We start from the raw sequence: 20,885 nt of genomic DNA, 5'->3' as shown, positions 1-20,885 counted from the left end.
TTCCGTCAGACCCTATTCGGCGGCCACTTTGGCCATCGGGTTGTTCGGGTGTGTCGTCCAGTTGGCATAGGCAGGATCGACCGGCTTGCCCGTACGCTGATCGAGCACGCCGGCGCCCAGCGGCACCATGGTGATGCAGCCTTCCACCGGGCAGACGTTGACGCAGAGATTGCAGCCCACGCACTCGTCTTCCATCACTTCGAAATGGCGAGCACCGTCCACCATGGAGGTGATCGCCTGGTGCGAGGTGTCCTCGCAGGCGATGTGGCAGCGACCGCATTTGATGCAGGCGTCCTGGTCGATATGCGCCTTGGCGATGTAGTTCAGGTTCAGATACTGCCAGTCGGTAACGTTGGGCGTGGCGCGGCCGATGACGTCGTCCAGCGAACGATGACCCTTCTCGTCCATCCAGTTCTCGAGACCGGCGATCATTTCCTGTACGATCTTGAAGCCATAGGTCATCGCCGCCGTGCATACCTGCACGTTGCCGGCACCCAGCGCCAGGAACTCGGCCGCGTCGCGCCAGGTGGTGATGCCGCCGATGCCGGAAATCGGCAGGCCACGGGTTTCCGGATCACGGGCGATCTCGGCCACCATGTTCAGCGCGATCGGCTTGACCGCTGGGCCGCAATAGCCGCCGTGGCTGCCCTTGCCGTCGATCGACGGTTCCGGCGAGAACGAGTCGAGATCGACCGACGTGATCGAATTGATCGTGTTGATCAGCGACACCGCGTCGGTGCCGCCGGCCTTGGCCGCGCGCGCCGGCTTGCGCACGTCGGTGATGTTGGGCGTCAGCTTGGTGATCACAGGCATGCGCGTGTACTGCTTGCACCAGCGCACCACCATCTCGATATATTCCGGCACTTGGCCGACGGCCGCGCCCATGCCGCGTTCGCTCATGCCGTGCGGACAGCCGAAATTGAGCTCGATGCCATCGGCCTCGGTCTCCTCGACCAGTGGCAGGATCGCCTTCCAGCTCTCTTCCACGCAAGGCACCATGATCGAGGCGATCAGTGCGCGGTCGGGCCAATTCTTCTTCACCTGCTTCATCTCGCGCAGGTTGGTCTGCAGGTCGCGATCGGTGATCAGCTCGATGTTGTTCAAGCCGAGCAGACGACGGTCGGCACCCCAGATCGCGCCGTAGCGCGGCCCGTTGACGTTGACCACCGGTGGGCCTTCCTCGCCCAATGTCTTCCAGACCACGCCGCCCCAGCCCGCCTTGAAGGCGCGCTCGACATTGTAGGCCTTGTCGGTCGGCGGCGCCGAAGCCAGCCAGAACGGGTTGGGTGACTTGATGCCGATGAAATTGTTGCGAATATCCGCCATGCTCATGCCCCCCCATTCGAGGTGAGTGCCCGATGGATGCTTTCGGCGGCATCGCGCCCGGCCGCCACCGCCGAGACGGTGAGGTCCTCGCGGCTGTCGACCACGCAGTCGCCACCTGCCCACACCTTGGCCAGCGAGGTGCGACCCTCCGCATCGACCTGGATGCGGCCGTTCTCCAGCGCCATCGCCTGCCCGCTGCCGTTGAGCGCGGCGGGCTGGAACGACTGGCCGATGGCCTTGAACACCTGGTCGGCGGCGAGCCTTAGCGTCTCACCGGTGCCTCCGAGCTTGTCGCCCTTGATGGCCGTGTATTCGAGCTCGACGGCGACGACCTTGCCACCATCGGAAACGACCTTTTTGGGCTGCAGCCAGTGGCGGATGGTGACACCGTTGGCGGCGGCCAGATCCTGCTCGAAGCCGGAGGCGTTCATGTGCTCCTGGCCGCGGCGGTAACAGATCGTCACCTCTTCGGCGCCGAGCAGCTTGGACTGCACGGCAGCATCCACCGCCGTCATGCCGCCGCCGATGACGACGACGCGGCGCCCGACCGGCAGGCCGGCAAGATCGCTGGTCTGACGCAGCTCGGCAATGAAGTCGACCGCGTTGGCGACGCCATCGGCATCTTCGCCATCGGCGCGCAGCGCGTTGACACCGGAAAGCCCCATGCCGAGGAAAACGGCATCATATTGCTTGGTCAGCTCGGAGAGCTGGAAGTCGCGGCCTAGCGCCTTGTCGTTCTCGATCGCAATGCCGCCGATGGCGGTCACATAGTCGACCTCGGCCTGGGCGAAATCGTCTACGCTTTTATAGGCGGCGATGCCGTATTCATTGAGGCCACCGGCCTTGGGGCGAGCCTCCAGAATCTTCACCTCGTGACCGTGACGGGCCAGCCGGTGCGCGGCAGCAAGACCGGCGGGACCGGCGCCAACCACGGCAACCTTCTTGCCGGTCGATTTCGCGCGCTTGTAGAATTGCTTGCCTTCGTCCATCGCCACGTCGGTGGCATAACGCTGCAGGCGGCCGATCTGCACCGGCTTGCCCTCGGCGGTCTCGCGCACGCAGGCTTCCTCGCACAATGTTTCGGTCGGGCAGACGCGGGCGCACATACCGCCGAGGATATTCTGGTCGAAGATGGTCTTGGCCGATCCTAGCGGATTGCCGGTGGCGATCTGCCTGATGAACATCGGGATATCGATCGACGTCGGGCAGGCCTGCATGCAAGGCGCGTCGTAGCAGAAGTAGCACCGGTCGGATTCGACCAGCGCTTCGTGATGGTCGAGCGGTGGATGCAGATCGGAAAAATTGTCGGCATAAGCCTCGGGCGACAGCCGGCCGCCAGCTATGCCCTCCTTGAAATGACCTGTTGTCATTCCGGTTCCCCATTGTTGTGGTTTTGAGGAAAGGCTAGCACGTTTTGTTTTTTTATCAATTGGTCAATTTTCAAGATAAGTGCTTGAAAAAGCTCAAAAATAACATGACTTTTGTAGTCATGATTTATTGCGGATATTTGCCGCTACGCGAAATATTTTGACTTGCTGTCGGAATTCCGTCCGGCTCGGCGTCCTATGATCGCCCTGCCGCAGCATGGCGAACCATGCGCCTATGGAAGACGGCAGGAAACGTAAGGGAGCCCGACATGCCGAATGCCTCGAAAAGCTTCTTCTGGTATGAATTGATGACAACCGACCTCGACGCCGCCGAGGCCTTCTACACCGAAGTCGTCGGTTGGCGGCCCGAACCCTTCGAGAAATCGCCAGGCATGCCGCGCTACATCGTCGTCAATGCCGGCGACCGTGGCGTCGGCGGCCTGATGACGCTGCCCGAGGACGCCGCCAAGATGGGCATGCCACCCGCCTGGGTCGGCTATATCTACACAAGGGACATCGAAGCTTCGGTGGCCTCGCTGACCAAGGCCGGCGGCGCCGTTCACCGCGCGCCCGACGACATCCCCGGTGTCGGACGCTTCGCCGTCGTCGCCGACCCGCAGGGCGCCGGCTTCATGTTCCTGCAGCCCAACGGCCCCGACCAGCCGCCAGTGCCCTTGGGCACGCCCGGCCATATCGGCTGGCATGAACTGTTCGCCACCGATTGGCAAAAGGCCTTCGATTTCTATTCCGGCCAGTTCGGCTGGGCGAAAGGCGATCCTTTCGACATGGGACCGATGGGCATCTACCAGCTCTTCACCGCCGGGGCCGAACCGATCGGCGGCATGATGAACAAGCCCGAGCAGATGTCCGTGCCGGCCTGGCTGTTCTATTTCAACGTGCCGGCCATCGATGCCGCCGCCAAGCGGGTCACCGACCGTGGCGGCAAGGTGGTGATGGGGCCGATGGAAGTGCCGAGCGGCCAATGGATCGTGCAATGCCAGGACCCGCAGGGCGCTTACTTCGCCATGGTCGCGCCAGGGCGCTGAACGCCCCGATTTTCACGGGGCAGGTTGATCGCTATCTCGCCTGCCCCGCCTGCCGCCTCAGATGAACATCACGGCAACTCAGGCCAGTGAAATATCGGTCTGCGTAAAATCATTTCCTTTACACAGCAGCCGAATTCCGGCTTGCTTTGCAATTGCATAGGAGAAGCAGTCGCCAAAATTCAACTTCGCCGCGTGGCCGGTACCCTTACCATAACGCGCATAAGCGCGAACCACGTCTTCATAAATATCCGGAGTTACTGGCAAAACGCGGATTCCGGCCTTTTCCAGGAAGTCGCCAACCAACTTCCCGGCCAAAGTAAAATCCCGGATTCGTCGGCCTATGGATATCGCTGCTTCTACCTCATTAACCACGGACGTCACTGGCCCAACCGCGGCATGCAGCCGAGCGAGCAAATCTTTTTTGTCAGGCTCTTCAAGCAATATGCCCACGATTGTGGAGGTCTCGACAAACATCAGTCATTCTCCCCCCACATATCATCCATAAAAGCTTTCTCATCCTCAAACCCATTGGCTTTAAGCGCCCTGATTTGCTCGATAATCGGCTCGATCCGCCGGGCGAACTCCTCGACCCCCTGCCGCTCGTGGCTGGTCGCCTCTTCGATCGCGAGTTTTATAGCTGCAGTTATACCCACCCCACGCTTCCGCGCGAAATCGCGCACAAGCCAATCGGTCTCCTCATCTTGCACGTGTATAGCCATTTATGTCCACAACCACAAGTGATTTGTACAATCATCATTGTATCTTGTAGAAAACAAGAACACAATGGGAACGGCTATCTAGAAACCACTACCCCCTCATCCGCTCCTGATTGCCGTCGAACAGCGGCGTGGGCTGTATACGGGCGGCATGGCGCCGTCCCAGATATTCGATCTCGAAGCCGTCGCTCTCGTCGGCGATCTCCTTCGGCACGTAGCCCATCGCCACCGACACGCCGGAGTGATGAGCGTAGCCGCCGGACGTTACCCATCCCCGCACCGAACCGCCATGCCAGATCGGCTCGTCGCCGATGACGTCGGCGTCCACGGCATCGACGACGAAGCTCCGCAGCCTCAGCTTGCCGCCGGAGGCACGTTCGACGACCGCCGCCTGCTTGCCGAAGAAATCGGCCGGCTTCGAATAGGCGACGAAACGGTCGAGCCCGGCCTCCAGCGGCCCATAGATCGGCCGGTATTCGCGCGCCCAGGAGCCGTAGTTCTTTTCAAGGCGAAGCGCGTTGAGCGCCCGCGAACCGAACAAACCGACGCCGAATTCCTTGCCGGCTTCCATCAAGGTTTCAAGCACATGGCGCTGATATTCCGGCGCCATCCAGATTTCGTAGCCGAGGTCACCCGTATAGCTGACGCGACCGACGAGGCATGGGGCAAGACCAATCTCCGTCCGCTTGATATCCATGAATTTGAAGGCCGCCGCCGAGACGTCGGCGCGGGTGACCTTTGCCAGCAGATCGCGGGCGTGCGGTCCGGCGATCGACAGGCCGACACGGCTCAACCCGAGCGCCTCGACCTTCACCGACCCCTCGGCCGGCAAATGCCGTTCGAACCAGCGCATATGATACTGCTCGGCAAGTCCGGAACCGGCGATGAACCACTCTTCGTCGCCGGCGTTGCCTGGCCCCAGATTGGCCAGCGAAAAATCGCCGATCAGCTTGCCGTCTTCCTTCAACATGGGTGCAAGCGTCATGCGCCCCGGCGCTGGCAATTTGCAGGCAAGCAATCTGTCCAGCCAGGTTCCGGCCCCCTCGCCGGTCACCCGATATTTAGCGAAGGAGGAAATCTCCGACAGGCCAACGCGTTCGCGCACGGCTCGCACCTCATTGGCGACATGTTCGAAATCGGTCGAGCGGCGCCAGGAGAACGCGTCGCGGACGCCTTCCGGCGCATACCACAGCGGCACTTCCAGCCCGTAGGACGCGCCGAATTGAGCACCCTCCGTCGCCAGTAGATCGTAGACCGGTGTCGTCCTCAGCGGCCTGCCGGCCAGCAATTCCTCGTTGGGGAAACGGATCGAGAAACGGCGCGAATAGTTCTCCCGCACCTTGGCGTTGGTATAGGCCATGGAAGCCCAGCCGCCGTAGCGCGCAACGTCCATCGCCCAGATATCGGCGCCGGGGTCGCCATGCATCATCCAGTTGGCGAGCGCCAGCCCGACGCCGCCGCCCTGGCTGAACCCGGCCATGACGCCGCAGGCAAGCCAGAAACCCGGCAGGCCGCGCACCGGCCCGACCAGCGGATTGCCGTCCGGCGCGAAGGTGAAGGGCCCATTGATGATCTGCTTGATGCCGGTGTTCTGGAAGGCCGGGAAATGGCGGAAGCCGACTTCCAGCGACGGCGCGATGCGGTCGATATCGGGCTCCAGCAGTTCGTGGCCGAAATCCCAGGGCGTCGACTGTTCCGACCAAGGTTTGCCGGCCTTCTCATAGGTACCCATCAGCATGCCGCCGCGCTCCTGGCGCAGATAAAGTTCGCCGTCGAAATCGACGGCATGCATGATCTCCATGCCGGTCTTCTTGTTCCAGGCAGCGACCTCGGGCATGTCCTCGGTGATCAGATACATGTGCTCCATGGCGAGCACCGGCAGTTCCAACCCGACCATGCGGCCGACCTCGCGCGCCCACAGGCCGCCGGCATTGACGACATGCTCGGCCACCACCTCGCCCTTGTTGGTGATGACGCGCCACAGACCGTCCGGCCGGCGCACGATGTCCTCGACCTTGGTGAATCGCTCGATCTGCGCGCCGAGTTTTCGCGCGGCCTTGGCATAGGCGTGGGTCACGCCGGACGGGTCGAGATGGCCGTCCTCCTTGTTGTGGATGGCGCCGACGAACTGGCCGGGATCGATCAGCGGCATCAGTTCCGCCGCTTCGCGCGGGGAAATCTCCTCGAGTTCGATGCCGAGATAGCGGCCCTTGGCCACCATGTTGCGCAGCCAGTCCATGCGCGCTTCGGTGGCCGCAAGGAACACACCGCCGGTCAGATGCACGCCGGTCGCTTGCCCGGAAAGTTCCTCGATCTCCTTGTAGAGGCTGATCGTGTATTTCTGCAGCTTGGCGACGTTGGGGTCGCCATTGATCGTGTGCATGCCGCCAGCGGCATGCCAGGTCGAGCCGGAGGTTAGTTCGTCGCGCTCCAGCAGAACGACGTCCATCCAGCCGGCGCGCGCCAGATGGAACAGCACCGAACAGCCGACGACACCGCCGCCGATGACAACGACCCTTGCATGCGATTTCATGATTTTCTCTTCTGCTTCAAAGAGTTGGGAAAGTTGCGTGAATCTGGGTTGGAACGTGTTGAATCAAGATATCAGCTGCACCGCGCTCCGCCTTCCCTCGCGGGAAAGGTAGCGCTGCGGTGGCCGTCATGGTTCGTCCGCGCCGATTTCTTGCCTGCGCCTGGCCACATAGGCTTCGAGCTCCTCGCGCACGCCTTCGTCCATCGGCGGCTGGACATAGTCGGCCAGCGCCTTCTTCCACACTCCGGTGGCGCGCTGTGTCGCGTCCATCGCGCCGGCCTCTGTCCACGCCTCGTAGTTCTGCCAGTTGGAAAGCAGCGGCTGGTAGAAGGCCGTCGCGTAGCGTTCCAACGTGTGCGGCTCGCCGAAGAAATGACCGCCGGTCGGCACACCCGCCAAAGCATCGAGCGCCAGTTCGCCATCATCGACAACGATCGGACGCAGGAACTCCATTATGTGCTGCACCATCTCGACATCGATGATGAACTTCTCGAACGACGCCGTCAGCCCACCCTCCTGCCAACCGGCGGCATGGTAGACCAGATTGCCGTGGCCGAGCACCGCACCCCACAGCGCCATCAGCGTCTCGTAGGTTCCTTGCGCGTCGGCCGCGTTGGAGGCAGACCCCGGCGTGGTGCGGTAAGGCAGGTTGTAGCGTCGCGCCATCTGCCCGGAAGCGATGTTAGCCTTGGTGTTTTCCGGCGTGCCGAAGGCCGGCGCGCCCGAGCGCATGTCGACGTTGGAAGTGAAGGCACCATACATAACCGGGCAGCCAGGCCGCACCAGCTGGGTCAGCACGATGCCACACAGCGCCTCTGCATTCTGCTGCGCCAGCGCACCCGCAAGCGTCACCGGGCTCATCGCCCCCATCAGCGTGAACGGCGTGATGCAGACCGACTGGCCGTACTCGGCCATGGCCATCAGCCCTTCCAGCATCATCTCGTCGAAGCGGCGCGGCGAATTGACGGAAATGATGGTGCCGACACCCGGGTCGGCAGCGACCTCCTCCAGGCTGAGGCCGCGCGCGATCGCCATCATGTTGATCCCATCCAGCGCCCTGCCCCTGCCGATGGCCGATACGTGGAACGGCTTGTCGGTCAGCGTCAGATTGGCAAGATAGGTGTCGAGATGACGCGTGTTGGCCGCCAGTTCGATCGGCGCGCAAACCTGGTTGCCCAGCATGTGGATGCAGTTGAAATGTTGCGCCAGGCTGACCAGCTCACGATAGTCGCGCATGTTACCAGCGCGGCGGCCGCGTTCACGGTCATGCACATTGGGCGGTCCCGCCACCAGCGTGAAGTTGATGACGTTGCCGCCAATCGCCATCTGCCGGGCTGGGTTGCGCGACGACAGGGTGTAGGCCGCAGGTGCCGTCTTCAACGCCTCGGCGACCAGCCCGCGATCGAGCCGCACCGTCATGGCGCTGTGGTCGACATCGGCACCAGCGCGCTCGAACAGCGCCAGCGCACGCCTGTTCATCACCTCCATGCCGAGATTTTCCAGGATGTGCAGCGAGGCCAGATGGATCGCCTCGACCTGGTCCGGCGAAAGTAGCGCCATCGGTGGGTAGGGATTTTCGACCCGGCGCGCCGGCAACTGCGGAATGGGCGCCCCGCCTTTGGCATGGGTGCGCTCGGCACTGCGTCTGGTGCGAAGAGCGGTCATGCTTCGTATCAGAACGCGGTTTGGCCGCCTGAACTATCAGGAATGCGACACATATGGACGAGATTTTATCTGAAGCGTCGTATTTGCTACATAATATAAATAATACGACATTTACGCGTCGAATTATCATTATTTCTAACGTTCCGCCTTGTAACCGCCAAACAGGTTAAGGAGCCACGAAAGACTCCCTTTATGATTTGCGGCTAATGCTGGCGCATGCGTGCGTATAGTTTTAGTCGAGTTTTAGTGATCGGTGTTCCGCTGGCGCTGGCCGCCTGCGCGAGCACGCCCAACCGCATCAACGACGTCTGTGCCGTCTTCGACCAACGCGACGGCTGGTTCAACGACTGGCAGTCGTCGGCCGAGCGCACGCAGCGCAAATATGGCGTGCCGGTGCATGTGCTGATGGCAACGGTGCGCAAGGAATCCGGTTTCAACAGCTATGCCCGGCCGCCGCGCCGCAAGCTGCTCGGCTTCATTCCCTGGGGCCGCATTTCCAGCGCCTATGGCTTTTCGCAGGCGCTGGACGGCACCTGGAGCCAATACCGGCGCGAGACCGGCAACTTCACCGCCAGCCGCACCAATTTCGGCGACGCTGTCGATTTCGTCGGTTGGTACCACTCAAAGACGATCGACACTTTCGGCGTCGGTCGCGACGACACCTACAATCTCTACCTCGCCTATTATCTCGGCTGGGGCAGCTACAAGCGCGGCGAATGGCGCTCCAATGCCGGCGTGCAGCGTTATGCGCGCGACACCGCCGCAATGGCAGACCGCTACCGCGGGCAGTTGCAGAACTGCCGCTGACCCGAGACTTGGCGATAGCCTCATCTGCATCGATGCGACGTTGTGGCCGGCGCGGCCTCCATTTTCCGGAAGCCGCCAATCTGGATACGTTCAGCCGGCCTAGTGCGGCTTGCGGCCGAAAACCCGGATGTATTCTTCCACGCCGCCATCGGCCAACGCCTTGGCCTGCCGGCCCCAATCGTCGCGCTCGATGCGCCCAAGCAGCGTCAGCCGCGTGTCCATCCATTCGCGTTCGATCTCGGTCCAGCCGGCGACCTGCGCGAAACGATAGATGCCGAGCTCATTGAGCGCGATCTCGATCTGCGGACCGATGCCGACGATCAGCTTAAGGTCGTCGGGCTCAGCGGGTCTCGCTATGCCGGCCGGCCGGCCGCGATCCGCGGGATCGACCGGTTCAGGAGCAGGGCTCGGCACGGCCGCCTTCACGGCTGGAGTAGCCGGCACCGCCTTGGTCCTGGAGCCGGTTGCCGCCTTCGGCTTGTGACTCTTAGTGACCGTTGCCTTCTTCGCTTGCGTTGCAGCAACCGCCTTGCCGGCAGTGGCGGCCGTCTTCCCGGCTGCAGCAGTCTTCGCCGCAGGCTCCGATTTCACGGCTGGCGCAGTCTTCTTGGAGGCTGCCGTAGACTTTTTGGCGGCAGGTACATTTTTCGCTGCCGGCGCTGGCTGTGTCGCCGGTTCCGGCGCGACCATGGCCACCTTCGCGGACACCTTGGAGCCCCTGGCGACAGTGGATGCCTTGCGGGCAACCTTCGCCTTGGCAGCCGCAACCGGCGCGTCAGCAATCTCGACTGCATCGTCGGGCACGCCCTCCAGCGCCGCATGCGCCTTGTCGAAGCTGATCACCGGCTCCATGCCGGCCAGCACCTCGTCGGAAAGCCAGCACAGGCTGCGGTGGCCGCCACCGAGATCCTTCAGCGGCGGCACCTCCTTCTCGCAACGGCCGTCCGGCACCAGATGTTTGTAGCGGCAGCGGGTCTGGAACGGGCAGCCGCTCGGCGGGTTCATCGCCGAGGGAATGTCGCCTTCGAGCACGATGTGTTTCTTGACCACGCTGGTGTCGGCGATCGGGATCGCTGAAAGCAGCGCCTCGGTATAGGGGTGATAGGGCGGCGAAAAGATCTGATCGGTTGTGCCCTGCTCGACGATGTAGCCGAGATACATGACCACCACGCGGTCGGCGATGTAGCGCACCACCGACAGATCGTGGCTAATGAACAGCATCGTCATCCCGGACTGGCGCTGGATGTCCATCAAGAGCTCGGTCACCGCCGCCTGGACGGAGACATCGAGCGCCGAGACCGGCTCGTCGGCCACCACCACCTTGGCCGAGCCGGCAAAGGCGCGGGCCACGCCGATGCGCTGCTTCTGCCCGCCGGAAAGCTGGCGCGGCTTGCGTTCGGCGAAAGCGCGTGGAAGCTTCACAAGATCCAGAAGCTCCAGCATGCGCTGCCGACGGTCCGCCACCGTCTTGCCGACGTTGAACTTCTCAAGCGTGCGGATGATCTGCGAGCCGACGGTGTGGCTGGGATTCAGCGTATCGAACGGGTTCTGAAACACCATTTGGATGGCCGAGACCGTATCGACGCTGCGCTTCTCGATGCCCGTCGCCTGGATTTCGGTGTTGGCAAGCGTGACCTTGCCGGCGCTTGCCGTTTCTAGGCCGAGCAGCACTTTCGCCAGTGTCGACTTTCCGCAACCGCTTTCGCCGACGATGGCGACGGTCTCGCTCTCGCGCGCCTCGAAGCTGATCGTCTCGTTGGCCTTGACGGTGCGCCCCTCGCTACCGCCGAACACACCGCCGGCGCCGACATGGTAGTATTTTTTCAGGTCGTCGACCTTGAGTACCGGTGCGCCGGGCTTGACCGGTTCGCCGGCCTTCTTGGCGCCGGGCGGCAGCGCTGCCCAGTCGATCTCGTTGAAGCGCACGCAGCGCGAGAAATGGCCGTCATGCCCCTGCACCGGGATCATCGGAATCTCGGCTGCGTTGCACACGCCCTCAACGAAGTGGTGGCAGCGAGGACCGAAATTGCAGCCTCGTGGCCGCTCCTGCGGCAACGGCAATTGACCAGGGATCGCCACCAGCGGCCGCTCGTTCTTGTCGGCGCCGGGCAGCGGAATGGAGCGGAACAGCCCTTGCGTATAGGGGTGCCGCATGCGGTCGAAGACGTCGGTGATCTTGCCGGTTTCCACCGCTTCGCCCGAATACATCACCGTGATCCTGTCGCAGGTCTCCAGGATCAGGCCCAGATTGTGCGACACGAAGATCATCGAAGTGCCGAACTGCTTGCCCAGCCCCTTCACCAGTTCGACGATGCCGGCCTCCACCGTCACGTCGAGCGCTGTGGTCGGCTCGTCGAGCAAAAGCAGCGCCGGATTGGACAACAGCGCCATGGCGATGACGATGCGCTGTTGTTGGCCGCCGGAAAGCTGGTGCGGATAGGAGCGCATCATGCGCTCGGGGTCGGGCAGCTTGACCGAGCGCACCATGTCGAGCGCACGTTTGTAGGCCTCTTCCTTGGAGACCTTATCGTGCAGCAGCGGCACTTCCATCAATTGCTGGCCGATCTTCATGGCCGGGTTCAGGCTGGCCATCGGCTCCTGGTAGATCATGGCGATCTTGTTGCCGCGGATGGAGCGCAGCTCCTCCTCCGACATGTCGCCCATATCCTTGCCCTGGAACTTGATGCGGCCACCGACGATCCTGCCGATGTTGGACAGGTCGCGCATGATGCCGAGCGACACGGTCGACTTGCCGCAACCGCTCTCGCCGACGATGCCCATCGCTTCGCCGGGCATCACTGTGCAGGAAAAGTCCATCACCGCCGGTATTTCGCCCTTGCGGGTGAAGAAGGAGATCGACAGGTTCTCGATCTCGATGATCGGCTGGGCGTTGGCTGTGTTCGTGGCTTTAACGGCTTCGTTCATGGCGTCGCCCTCCACTCTAGTCTTTCATCGATTGTTCGCGCAGTGCGTCGGCGAGCAGGTTGAGCCCCAGCACGAAGGACATCAGCGCGATCGTCGGCGGCAATGCTGGATGGATGAAGGAGCGCAGCAACCGGCTGGCGTCCTTGATCGCGGTACCCCAGTCCGGACTTTCCGGCGCCAGACCCAGGCCGAAATATCCCAGCGTGCCGAGCAGGATGGTAGTGTAGCCGATACGCAGGCAGGCATCGACGATCAGCGGGCCGCGCGCATTGGGCAGGATCTCCCACAGCATGATGTACCAAGGCGTTTCGCCACGCGTCTGGGCGGCCGCCACATAGTCGCGCGTCTTGATGTCCATGGTCAGCCCGCGCACGATGCGGAACACGCCAGGTGACGAGGCAAAGACCACCGCCACGAAGATGTTGAGCTGATTGGGATCGATATGCACGATCTTCAGCGGATCGGCGTCGAATACAAGGCCGAGATAAACCCAGCCGCCGATCAGCAAAGTCAACCCCATCAGCACATACAGCCGGTCCGGCCGCTTCTTGTAGCGGGTCCAGAACAGGACGCAGAAGAAGATAATCGGGAACAGGAAGAACAGCCCCGCCATCGCATAGGGGATCGGCGTGTCCATGATGCCGGGCGTAACCAGCAGGTAGAACAGCAGGATCACCGGGAAGGCGAGAACCAGATTGGCGAGGAACGACAGCACGGTGTCGATCTTGCCGCCATAGTAGCCGGCGGGCAGGCCAAGCGTGATGCCGACCATCAGCGCGAAGCCGGTAGCGGCCGGGGCGATGATCAGCACGATCTGAGAGCCGAACACCATACGCGAGAAGATATCGCGCGCCAGCTTGTCGCCGCCGAACAGGTAGACGCCCTTGGAGGCCGGCTCGACCGCGCCGGGCAGCGCGTCCTTCATCACCGGCAACTGCCCCAGCGGGTCAAACGGCGCCACATGCGAGGCAAAGATCGCGGTGAACAGCCAGAACAGGCAGATGATGACGCCGGCGATGCCGACGCCGCTGTCGAACAGCTGGCCGTAGAGGCCGAGTTTCTTCTTATAGGTGAAGCTTGTGCCGAGCACGACGGCGAGCGCCAGCCAAACCGGCCAGAACCGCGCCAGCACGCCCAGGATGATACCGACGGCTCCGATATATTCGATCTGCATCGCCGGCCTCCCCTACTGCACGCGAATGCGCGGATTGAGATATGCGTAGCCGACATCCGAGATCAGCTGGGTGATCAAGACGATGAACACCGAGACCATCGAGCAGCCAAGCAGAAGATCGATGTCGTTGTTGCCGGCAGCCTCGACCAGCGTGTAGCCAAAGCCCTGGTAACGGAACATCGTCTCGACGATGACGACGCCGGTGAGCAGCCAGGGGAACTGCAGCATGATGACGGTGAACGGCGCGATCAGCGCATTGCGCAGCGCGTGCTTGATGACGACGTTGGAGAACGACAGGCCTTTCAGCCGCGCCGTGCGGATATATTGCTGCGTCATCACCTCGACCATTGAGGCGCGTGTCATGCGCGCGATGTATCCGATGCCGTATATGGCCAGCGTGATGACCGGCAGCGTGAAATTGTAGAAGGTGATGCCCTGGCTTGCCGAGGCAGCCGAGCCGTTCAGCCAACCGAGCCACGACGCGAATATGACGGTGAAAATAACGCCCGAGACATATTCCGGCGTCGCCGTGGTGATGATCGAGGCAACCGACAGGGTTCGATCCGTTCGCGAGCCCTCCCGCATGCCGGCCAGGATGCCGATGAGCAGCGACACCGGCACCATCACTGCAAGCACCCAGAACATCAGGATGCCGGTGGCACGCAGTGCTGGGAACAGCTTGGCCGCAACGGTGGCCTTGAATTTGGTGGAGCAGCCGAAATCGCCCTGCAGCACACCATTATAGGCGGGCTCCATCGGGTCATTGCAGAAGGTGAAGCGCTGCGAGGCCTTGCCGGTCGCCGCATCGACGATCGGCTCCTTCTTGACCACGCCGAGCCACTGTCCGTAGCGGACGAAGAAATTCTGCCTGTAGCCGTGATTGACGAGCCAGCTTTCGAGCTGCTCGGGCGGCGTGTGCATTTCTGTCTGGCTGATCGCCAGCTTCTTCAGATTGGGTTCGAGATTGACCAGGAAGAAGACGACAAGCGTCAGACACAGCATGGTCAGCAGGATCGTGCCGATGCGTCTGGCTATGAATGAGAACATTGCGCCCCCCTGCCGGCCGGGTTGGGGTCAGATGCTGTCAACCCTGCGTCCAAAAACCTGGTGCGGAATCATGCCGCCGCGGCGTGCGACGCCGCGAGGCCATGAACGGGATGAGGGCGTGCGCCCTCATCCCTGCCGAAGGACCGGTTAAGCCTTGTCGATCCAGACCTTGCCGAAATCGTGCTCGTAGGTCGGGTGCATCGAGTGGTTCTTCACCTCGGGCTTGATGTTGATGTAGAGCTTGCGCCAGTAGGGCTGGATGATGATGCCGGAATCCTGCAGCGTCTGCTCGATATCCTTCATCACAACCTTGCGCTTCTCCGCATCCGCGATGCCGAGGGCTTCGTTGACCTTCTTGTCAAAGTCCGGATTGGCATAAGCCGTTTCGTTCCAGGCTTCGCCCGAGCGGTAGGCGATAGCGATGACTTGGATGCCGAGCGGGCGCATGTTCCAGTTGGTTTCCGAGAACGGATACTTCGTCCAGTCGTTCCAAAAGGTGGAGCTCGGCAGCACCGTGCGCTTCACCTTGATGCCGGCCTCACGCAGTTGCGCCGCGATCGCGTCGGTGGTGTTCTTATGGTAGTCCTCGTCGTTCGAGATCAGCTCGTGCTCGAAATCGAGCGCGCCTGCCTCCTGCAGCATCTGCTTGGCCTTGGCCGGGTCGCGCTTGATCTTGGGCAGCTCGACATATTCCGGATGGATCGGCGCGACGTGGTGGTTTTCAGCGGCGGTGCCGGCATTGCCGTAACCGAGCTGCAGCACGGTGGCGTTGTCCACGGCAAGGCACATGGCCTGACGAACCTTCTGGTTGTCATAGGGCTTGGCCTTGACGTTGAAGCGCGAGACGACGGTAGCCGCCGTCACCACTTCAGAGACCGGGGCGCCGACGCCCGCGATGATCTTGACGTAGTCGGCGGTGGTCTCGTGATTGGTCTGCACTTCGCCGGATTCGAAAGCCGCAACCGTGGCAGCCGGATCGGTGCCGTAGTCGATGAATTCGACTCCATCGAGATAGGCCTCGCCGTTCCACCACTTGCCGGTTTCGCGGCGCTTGTAGACCACCTTCTGGCCGACATCGTAGGAAACGAGCTCAAACGGACCGGTGCCGATCGGGCAATTCTTGAAGTTGGCGCCCTTCTCGTCAAAGGTCTTGTGCACGACGAGCGCCGGATAGTCGGCCAGGTTAGCGATAACGGCGATGTCGGGCTTGGTCAGCTTCAGCTTGACCGTCATGTCATCGACCTTGACGATCGAGCCTTCGCGCAGCTTCTTGGTGGTCTCGTCGACGAGGCTGCCCAGACGGCCGGGCATCGAGTTGCCTTCCACAGACTTGTCGGCCCAGCGCGTGAAATTGTGGATCACGTCATCGGCGGTGAACTTGTCGCCATTGTTCCATTCGACGCCCGGACGCACATGCAAAGTGTATTCGGTGGCGTCGTCGTTGACCTGCCATTTTTCGAGGAGGTAGGGCTCGAAAGTGTACTGCTTGGTGTACTTCACCAGCGGCTCGAGCGCCTGGCGCTCGGCATTGGAGATTTCCGACCAGTCGGCGGTACGCGGGTCCTTCGGATCCTTGACCGACATGGCCACTTTGAGGACGCCGCCCTTCTTGGGCTGCTCTTCGGCCATGGCTGGCGTCGGCATGGCAACGCCCAGCAGGCCATAGGCCATGGCTGCAGATGCGCCAAAGATGCTTGCCATCGCCAGGAACTCACGGCGATCGACTTCCCCGGTCTTGACCTGCTCGGCCATTGCCAGGATGTGATCGGGAACGCGGTCGCTGTTACTCCGATAGAATTTCATGACTAACTCCCATTGTTGGCTTTTTGCCTTTTAACATTCCGCACTCGACCGACGATGTCAAAGATCGTTCGACTTTGGAACTCAAAAAGGAGAGTGCAACTTTGAAAAGGGAGCAGTTCGCGTGAATGCGACAATCTTGACGGAAATTTGCTATCGATGGCAACAAAATGACCACGGCGGTTTTGTCCAAACCGCGCGCAAGCTAGACTTGCGGCAACACACCTTTTTCTGAAAGCACCAGTTGCGCGACGCCGTCGGTCCAATACACTCTACCGGCAGGCGTGCGATTGGCTGCCTCAGTACTCGCGCTCGTAGAAGATGCCGCCCTTGGCTTCGCCGGCGTCCGACGCTTCGCCACGCAGCTTGACGCCCTTGCCGACATTGAAGTCGATGCGCGCCTTGCCCGAGCCCGGCTTCTCGCCCTTCTGGATGTTGAGATAGGTGCGGTCATTGAGATACTTGCCGGCCGATACCGCCGTTCCGCCCTGATCGTCGGTGGTCACGTCGAGATCGTCGACGCCGAGCTTGCTGCGCAGTTTTTCCAGCAGCGAGGTCGAGCCGCCAACGCCGCTGAGCTGGGCTGCCGCCTCGGCGAGCTGGGCGATTTGCAGCGGCGACAGGTTGGACATAGAGCGGCCGAAGATCAGGCGGGCAAGAACCTCGTCCTCCGGCAGTGCCGGCACCGAGGAGAAGGCGAATTTCGGATTGGTCGCCTCGCCCGACACGGTGATCGTCACCGTCGCGTCGGTGGCTGTCGATTCCGCGACCAGGTTCAGATACGGCACCAGCGAGCCCGAGAAGGTCAGCGTGCCTTCGGTGAAAGTCAGGCGCTTGCCAAGGATGGAGAGCCGCCCGCGCTGCAGCGTGAACTGACCGACCGCCTGCGGTGCCGACGCCGGCCCCGCCAAGCGCAAATTGCCGCCGAGCTCGGCATCCACGCCCCTGCCCTGCACGAAGATCTGGTTCGGCGCGTTGACGGTGATGTCGAGCGTCAACCCGCCGCCCCCACCACCGCTGCTGGTGGCGCCGGCCGGGCGCAGCGCCTTGTCCTGCGCGCGCACCGCCGCCGGTGCGTCCTTGCGCTTGACGTTGAGGGTCGACAGCGATGTCGGCAGCCGCTCCGGCACGGTGACGACGACCTTGCCCAGATTGATGGTGCCGGCGATCGCCGGCGCCGTCGCCAACGGCCCCTTCACGGTCAGGTCGCCGCCGAGATTGGCCGTGACGATACGGCCGTCGGTGTAGCGGCCGTCAACCAACTTGATCGACAGGTCGGCCGGAAACCCCTTGGCCGGGTCGATGCCGACCGTACCGCCGGCGCTCAGCGTGCCGCGCGTCGACAAAGTGCCAGTCAGTCGGTTGATGGTCGCGACGCCGTTGCCGAGGCCGACATCGAGCGCAATGTCCTTGACCGCGAGGCCAGAACCGGCGTCGAGGAAGCGCGCGCCCGACGAGCGCACCGTGCCGGAAATGACCGGCTGGCTGGCCGGTCCGCGCACCTGCACGGCGACATTGGCGGTGCCGGTGAGCGACAGGCCCTGCGCCGCCAGCTTGCGCGCCAGGAATTCGAACGGCACGTTGCCATTGACGTCGACCGAAAGGTTGGGTGCGCCTGCCGTCGTCACAGAGCCGCCAGCCTTCAGCGCAAGTCCCGTCCCGCCACCGATATCGGCGTTGAAGTTCAGCTTGTTGGCTGCGAAGGTGCCGCCCGATGTGATGTTGAGGGCGTCGATGCCGGCATCCCGCATAGCCGCCAGCGCGACGCCATTCGCCTTGATGTCATAGGCCACCGACGGCGCCGACGCGGGGCCAGTCACCTTCGCAGTGCCCGAAACGGTACCGGCGGCACCGAGGCCCGGCGAGAAAGCATTGGCGGCGGCGATCGGCAAATTGGCCAGCGCGACGTTGAGGTCCAGCGCGTTGCCGGCAGTGCCGCTGACCGTGGCGCGGCCGCCCTCGACGCCCACCACCAGCTTCTGGATCGTCGTGGTGCCGTTGGCGACAGCGATGGTGGACGGCTCGGCGATCGCTGCCCTGAGGCCGCGGATCGTAGCCTGGCCGGAAGCGAGTTCGAGCGTCGTCGTACCGCCGGCGACCTTGACCCGTCCCGCCGCCTTCGCCGGAATGTCCTTGACCGTGGCGCCGCCGGAAAAGCCAGTCCATTCGCCGTCGCGCTTCAGGTCGATGGCGATGCCGGTCACGGTCATGGTTCCGGAAGTCACGGCATCCGCACGAACCGTGCCAGCCACGACGGGCGCCGCCGCGTAATTCGCCACCTGCGCGTCGATCGCGACATTATTGGCCGTCAGGTCGCCGCGCTTGAGACCTGCCTTGGCCTGCAGCGCCAGTTGCGGCACGCCGTCCTGCTTGCTGAAGCGGACCATGCCGCGCACATTGCCTTCGGCCTTTTCCAGCGCCAGCGCCGCCAGCGGCCCGATATCCGGCAGATCGATCTTCACCAACCCTTCCGGCAGAAAGGCCTGGTCCAGCACGAGATCGCCGGAAACCCCGTTCTGGCCGAGCGCCAGCGACAGGCCGTCGATGCGGCGCTGGCCATTCGCGGTCTTCAGCACCGCCTTGCCCTGCAGCGGCTGACCGGCAACGGTGCCGGACAACGAAATGTCGGCGGCGGGATTGGCCGCGTCGGCCCTGCCGGATGCCGTGAGGTTCAATCCCTGGATCTCGCGGCCGGCTACCTCGAGCTTGTCGCCGCTCACCGAAAGCGTAACGTCCGGTGCGACCATGACACCCTTGGCCGTGACCGAGAGGCCGATCGCGCCTTTGGCTTCCTTCGACAGCAAGGACAGGTCGGCCAGCGCACCCTTGAGCTCGGCAACGATCTGGCCGTCATGGAGGCTGGCGCTGCCGTCAGCGGAAACCGCGCCGGAGACGAGCTTGATGGAATCGGCCGAGACCAGGCCCTTGGCGTTGCGCTTGATCGCAGCCGACAGTACGGCGCGCTCGCCGAGCACCGGGCGTGCCGCAGCCGGCAGTGCCGACGAAGCGGCATCGGCCTTGACGTTCAACTCGATCGAACCGTCGGCAAGCGCCATCTTGCCGTTGAAATCGCCGGCGAGCGTGTCCGAGCGGATCGACCCCTTGTCGACGTTGATCGTCTCTTTCTCGATACTGCCGGTGACGTCTGCCTTGATCTTGCCGGCGATCAGCGGCGCGATGGTCGGGTTGTCGAGGCCGATCTTGTCGACGGTGACGGCGCCAGTGATCGGCCCGACGCGGTTTGCGATATCGAAGCTGTCGGAATGGATGGTCAGGTCGATATTCTCGAACTTGGTGACTGTGGTCGTCACCTTGGCGAGCGACGCGCCGATGTCCAGCATCGGCTTGCTGCCCTCGCCGAAGGCGTGCACCGAAGCCGATTTCAGGTCGAGATCGATCGGGCTTTCCTTGCTGCCGAGCGCGAGCGGCAGCACCGGGCCGACCGAGTTGAATTGCAAGCCGAAATCGGTGGTGCCTTGGGGGTTGATGGTGCCCTTCGCCTCGCCGCGCACCGCGTCGCTGGCGATGTTGGCACGCTCGACCTCGACGCCGCCGACCTTGGTGGCGGTGCCCGCGAGATCGAATGTCGTGCTTCCGGCCAGAAGCGGCTTGAACCGCTCCGGCAGGAAGCGGGCGAAATCGCCGTCGCCCTTGGCCTCGAAGCGGTTGCCCTTGTCGGTGAGCTGATGACGGCCGACAAGCTGGGTGATTACCTGGCCGTCGACGCTGAATGTGCCGGTGCCGTTCCAGTCGGCTAGCGCACCCTTGCCGGCAATCGATATTTCCACTGGCGGCGCGCCGGGCAGCTGCAGCAGATTGGCCAGGATGCCGCCCGACGGTTCCGACGCCTTGACGTCGAGGTCCAGCCTGTCGGCGGCCGGCGCGAAATCGACATTGGCGTCGACGGTGCCTTGCTTGCCGTCGTTGCGGGCGACATTGAGCTTGGCCGCCACCGCGAGTGGCGAGGCATCGGCCTTGACCGAGCCCTTGGCGGCAAGCTCAGCGATGCCGACGCCGGCCAGGGCCTGGCCGAGCGCGATATCAGGCAGATCGATCGCCTTGATGTCGAGGGACACAGGCAGATTCACGCCACCGGCATTGTCGCGCTTCTGCTCGCCACCAACCGGCGGGCGGGCCACCTCGATGCGCTCGACCGCGACGCGCTCGGCGCTAAAAGTCTTCGACAGCAACGCCAGCGGCGACCAGTCGACCGCAACCTTGCGCAGCACCAGCCATGGCCCTTGCTTGTCTTCGAGCACGACATGATCGACCGTCAGGGCGCCCGACCAGATGCCATCGATGCCGGCGACCGTCACCTTGGTATCCGGCGAGGAGGCCATCGACGAGATCAGCCCGGCGAGATTGTCGCGGCCGCGTTCCGTGGTGGTGAAAACGACGAGCGCGCCGATAGCACCGGCGACGACGATCGCCACCAGGTAGAGGAAGATTCGCGCCGCGCGCCTGAGCAAGCCAGCCATC

12 protein-coding genes and 1 pseudogene are annotated in these 20,885 nt (G+C 63.0%); 2 read left to right on the top strand and 11 right to left on the bottom strand.

Going from position 1 to position 20,885, the window contains the following annotated elements; genetic code table 11:
- Nucleotides 1–12: 12 nt before the first annotated feature.
- Together preA and FZF13_RS18320 are read right to left on the bottom strand one after the other, a co-directional pair.
- Entirely contained in the window at nt 13–1,326 is a 1,314-nt protein-coding gene (gene preA / locus FZF13_RS18325; RefSeq protein ID WP_024923510.1) for an NAD-dependent dihydropyrimidine dehydrogenase subunit PreA, read from the bottom strand.
- Nucleotides 1,327–1,328: 2 nt separating this feature from the next.
- On the bottom strand, nt 1,329–2,696 hold the full coding sequence (locus tag FZF13_RS18320) for an NAD(P)-dependent oxidoreductase (protein WP_024923511.1): 1,368 nt from the start codon (nt 2,694–2,696) through the stop codon (nt 1,329–1,331).
- Between the two features lie 266 nt (nt 2,697–2,962).
- On the opposite strand from FZF13_RS18320, the gene FZF13_RS18315 reads away from it, so the two are divergent.
- Nucleotides 2,963–3,739 (top strand): VOC family protein, encoded by a 777-nt coding sequence (locus FZF13_RS18315; RefSeq protein WP_024923512.1) that lies wholly within the window; start codon nt 2,963–2,965, stop codon nt 3,737–3,739.
- A 78-nt stretch (nt 3,740–3,817) separates the two neighbouring features.
- On the opposite strand, the gene FZF13_RS18310 is transcribed toward FZF13_RS18315, so the two are convergent.
- From FZF13_RS18310 to FZF13_RS18295, 4 genes are all read right to left on the bottom strand, one after another.
- Entirely contained in the window at nt 3,818–4,213 is a 396-nt protein-coding gene (locus FZF13_RS18310) for a type II toxin-antitoxin system VapC family toxin (RefSeq protein ID WP_024923513.1), read from the bottom strand.
- On the bottom strand, nt 4,213–4,419 hold the full coding sequence (locus tag FZF13_RS18305) for a type II toxin-antitoxin system VapB family antitoxin (RefSeq protein WP_161773044.1): 207 nt from the start codon (nt 4,417–4,419) through the stop codon (nt 4,213–4,215). Before FZF13_RS18305 ends, FZF13_RS18310 begins: the two co-directional genes overlap by 1 nt.
- A 127-nt stretch (nt 4,420–4,546) precedes the next feature.
- Nucleotides 4,547–6,988 (bottom strand): GcvT family protein, encoded by a 2,442-nt coding sequence (locus FZF13_RS18300; protein ID WP_024923515.1) that lies wholly within the window; start codon nt 6,986–6,988, stop codon nt 4,547–4,549.
- Nucleotides 6,989–7,114: 126 nt separating this feature from the next.
- Nucleotides 7,115–8,653 (bottom strand): trimethylamine methyltransferase family protein, encoded by a 1,539-nt coding sequence (locus tag FZF13_RS18295; RefSeq protein WP_024923516.1) that lies wholly within the window; start codon nt 8,651–8,653, stop codon nt 7,115–7,117.
- Nucleotides 8,654–8,869: 216 nt separating this feature from the next.
- Between FZF13_RS18295 and FZF13_RS18290 the strand changes: the two genes are divergently transcribed.
- Nucleotides 8,870–9,460 (top strand): transglycosylase SLT domain-containing protein, encoded by a 591-nt coding sequence (locus FZF13_RS18290; RefSeq protein WP_024923517.1) that lies wholly within the window; start codon nt 8,870–8,872, stop codon nt 9,458–9,460.
- Nucleotides 9,461–10,249: 789 nt separating this feature from the next.
- Here the strand turns inward: FZF13_RS18290 and FZF13_RS18285 are convergent.
- From FZF13_RS18285 to FZF13_RS18265, 5 genes and pseudogenes are all read right to left on the bottom strand, one after another.
- Nucleotides 10,250–12,385 (bottom strand): annotated as a pseudogene (locus FZF13_RS18285) (dipeptide ABC transporter ATP-binding protein); the annotation flags it as partial.
- 16 nt (nt 12,386–12,401) lie between these two features.
- Nucleotides 12,402–13,559: an ABC transporter permease gene (locus tag FZF13_RS18280; RefSeq protein ID WP_024923519.1), complete on the bottom strand. Its 1,158-nt coding sequence runs from the start codon at nt 13,557–13,559 to the stop codon at nt 12,402–12,404.
- Nucleotides 13,560–13,571: 12 nt separating this feature from the next.
- Nucleotides 13,572–14,606, bottom strand: coding sequence for an ABC transporter permease (locus FZF13_RS18275; protein WP_024923520.1), 1,035 nt, complete (start codon nt 14,604–14,606; stop codon nt 13,572–13,574).
- Nucleotides 14,607–14,753: 147 nt separating this feature from the next.
- Nucleotides 14,754–16,409, bottom strand: a complete 1,656-nt coding sequence (locus tag FZF13_RS18270) for an ABC transporter substrate-binding protein (RefSeq protein WP_024923521.1) — start codon at nt 16,407–16,409, stop codon at nt 14,754–14,756.
- A 296-nt stretch (nt 16,410–16,705) separates the two neighbouring features.
- Nucleotides 16,706–20,884 carry a translocation/assembly module TamB domain-containing protein gene (locus FZF13_RS18265; protein WP_036254310.1) on the bottom strand — a complete coding sequence of 1,393 codons (4,179 nt, stop codon included), beginning with the start codon at nt 20,882–20,884 and terminating at the stop codon, nt 16,706–16,708.
- Nucleotide 20,885: the final 1 nt, after the last annotated feature.

Source organism: Mesorhizobium terrae (genome assembly GCF_008727715.1).
GTDB classification, from domain to species: domain Bacteria; phylum Pseudomonadota; class Alphaproteobacteria; order Rhizobiales; family Rhizobiaceae; genus Mesorhizobium; species Mesorhizobium terrae.
This window is presented reverse-complemented; position numbering and strand designations above follow the sequence as displayed.

What these genes read in the sequence shown, in the direction of transcription:
- FZF13_RS18290 (WP_024923517.1), top strand. Translation starts at nt 8,870, where the DNA reads ATGCGTGCGTATAGTTTTAGTCGAGTTTTAGTGATCGGTGTTCCGCTG.
- FZF13_RS18300 (WP_024923515.1), bottom strand. Translation starts at nt 6,988, where the DNA reads ATGAAATCGCATGCAAGGGTCGTTGTCATCGGCGGCGGTGTCGTCGGC.
- FZF13_RS18275 (WP_024923520.1), bottom strand. Translation starts at nt 14,606, where the DNA reads ATGTTCTCATTCATAGCCAGACGCATCGGCACGATCCTGCTGACCATG.
- preA (WP_024923510.1), bottom strand. Translation starts at nt 1,326, where the DNA reads ATGGCGGATATTCGCAACAATTTCATCGGCATCAAGTCACCCAACCCG.
- FZF13_RS18295 (WP_024923516.1), bottom strand. Translation starts at nt 8,653, where the DNA reads ATGACCGCTCTTCGCACCAGACGCAGTGCCGAGCGCACCCATGCCAAA.
- FZF13_RS18265 (WP_036254310.1), bottom strand. Translation starts at nt 20,884, where the DNA reads ATGGCTGGCTTGCTCAGGCGCGCGGCGCGAATCTTCCTCTACCTGGTG.
- FZF13_RS18310 (WP_024923513.1), bottom strand. Translation starts at nt 4,213, where the DNA reads ATGTTTGTCGAGACCTCCACAATCGTGGGCATATTGCTTGAAGAGCCT.
- FZF13_RS18320 (WP_024923511.1), bottom strand. Translation starts at nt 2,696, where the DNA reads ATGACAACAGGTCATTTCAAGGAGGGCATAGCTGGCGGCCGGCTGTCG.
- FZF13_RS18315 (WP_024923512.1), top strand. Translation starts at nt 2,963, where the DNA reads ATGCCGAATGCCTCGAAAAGCTTCTTCTGGTATGAATTGATGACAACC.
- FZF13_RS18280 (WP_024923519.1), bottom strand. Translation starts at nt 13,559, where the DNA reads ATGCAGATCGAATATATCGGAGCCGTCGGTATCATCCTGGGCGTGCTG.
- FZF13_RS18270 (WP_024923521.1), bottom strand. Translation starts at nt 16,409, where the DNA reads ATGAAATTCTATCGGAGTAACAGCGACCGCGTTCCCGATCACATCCTG.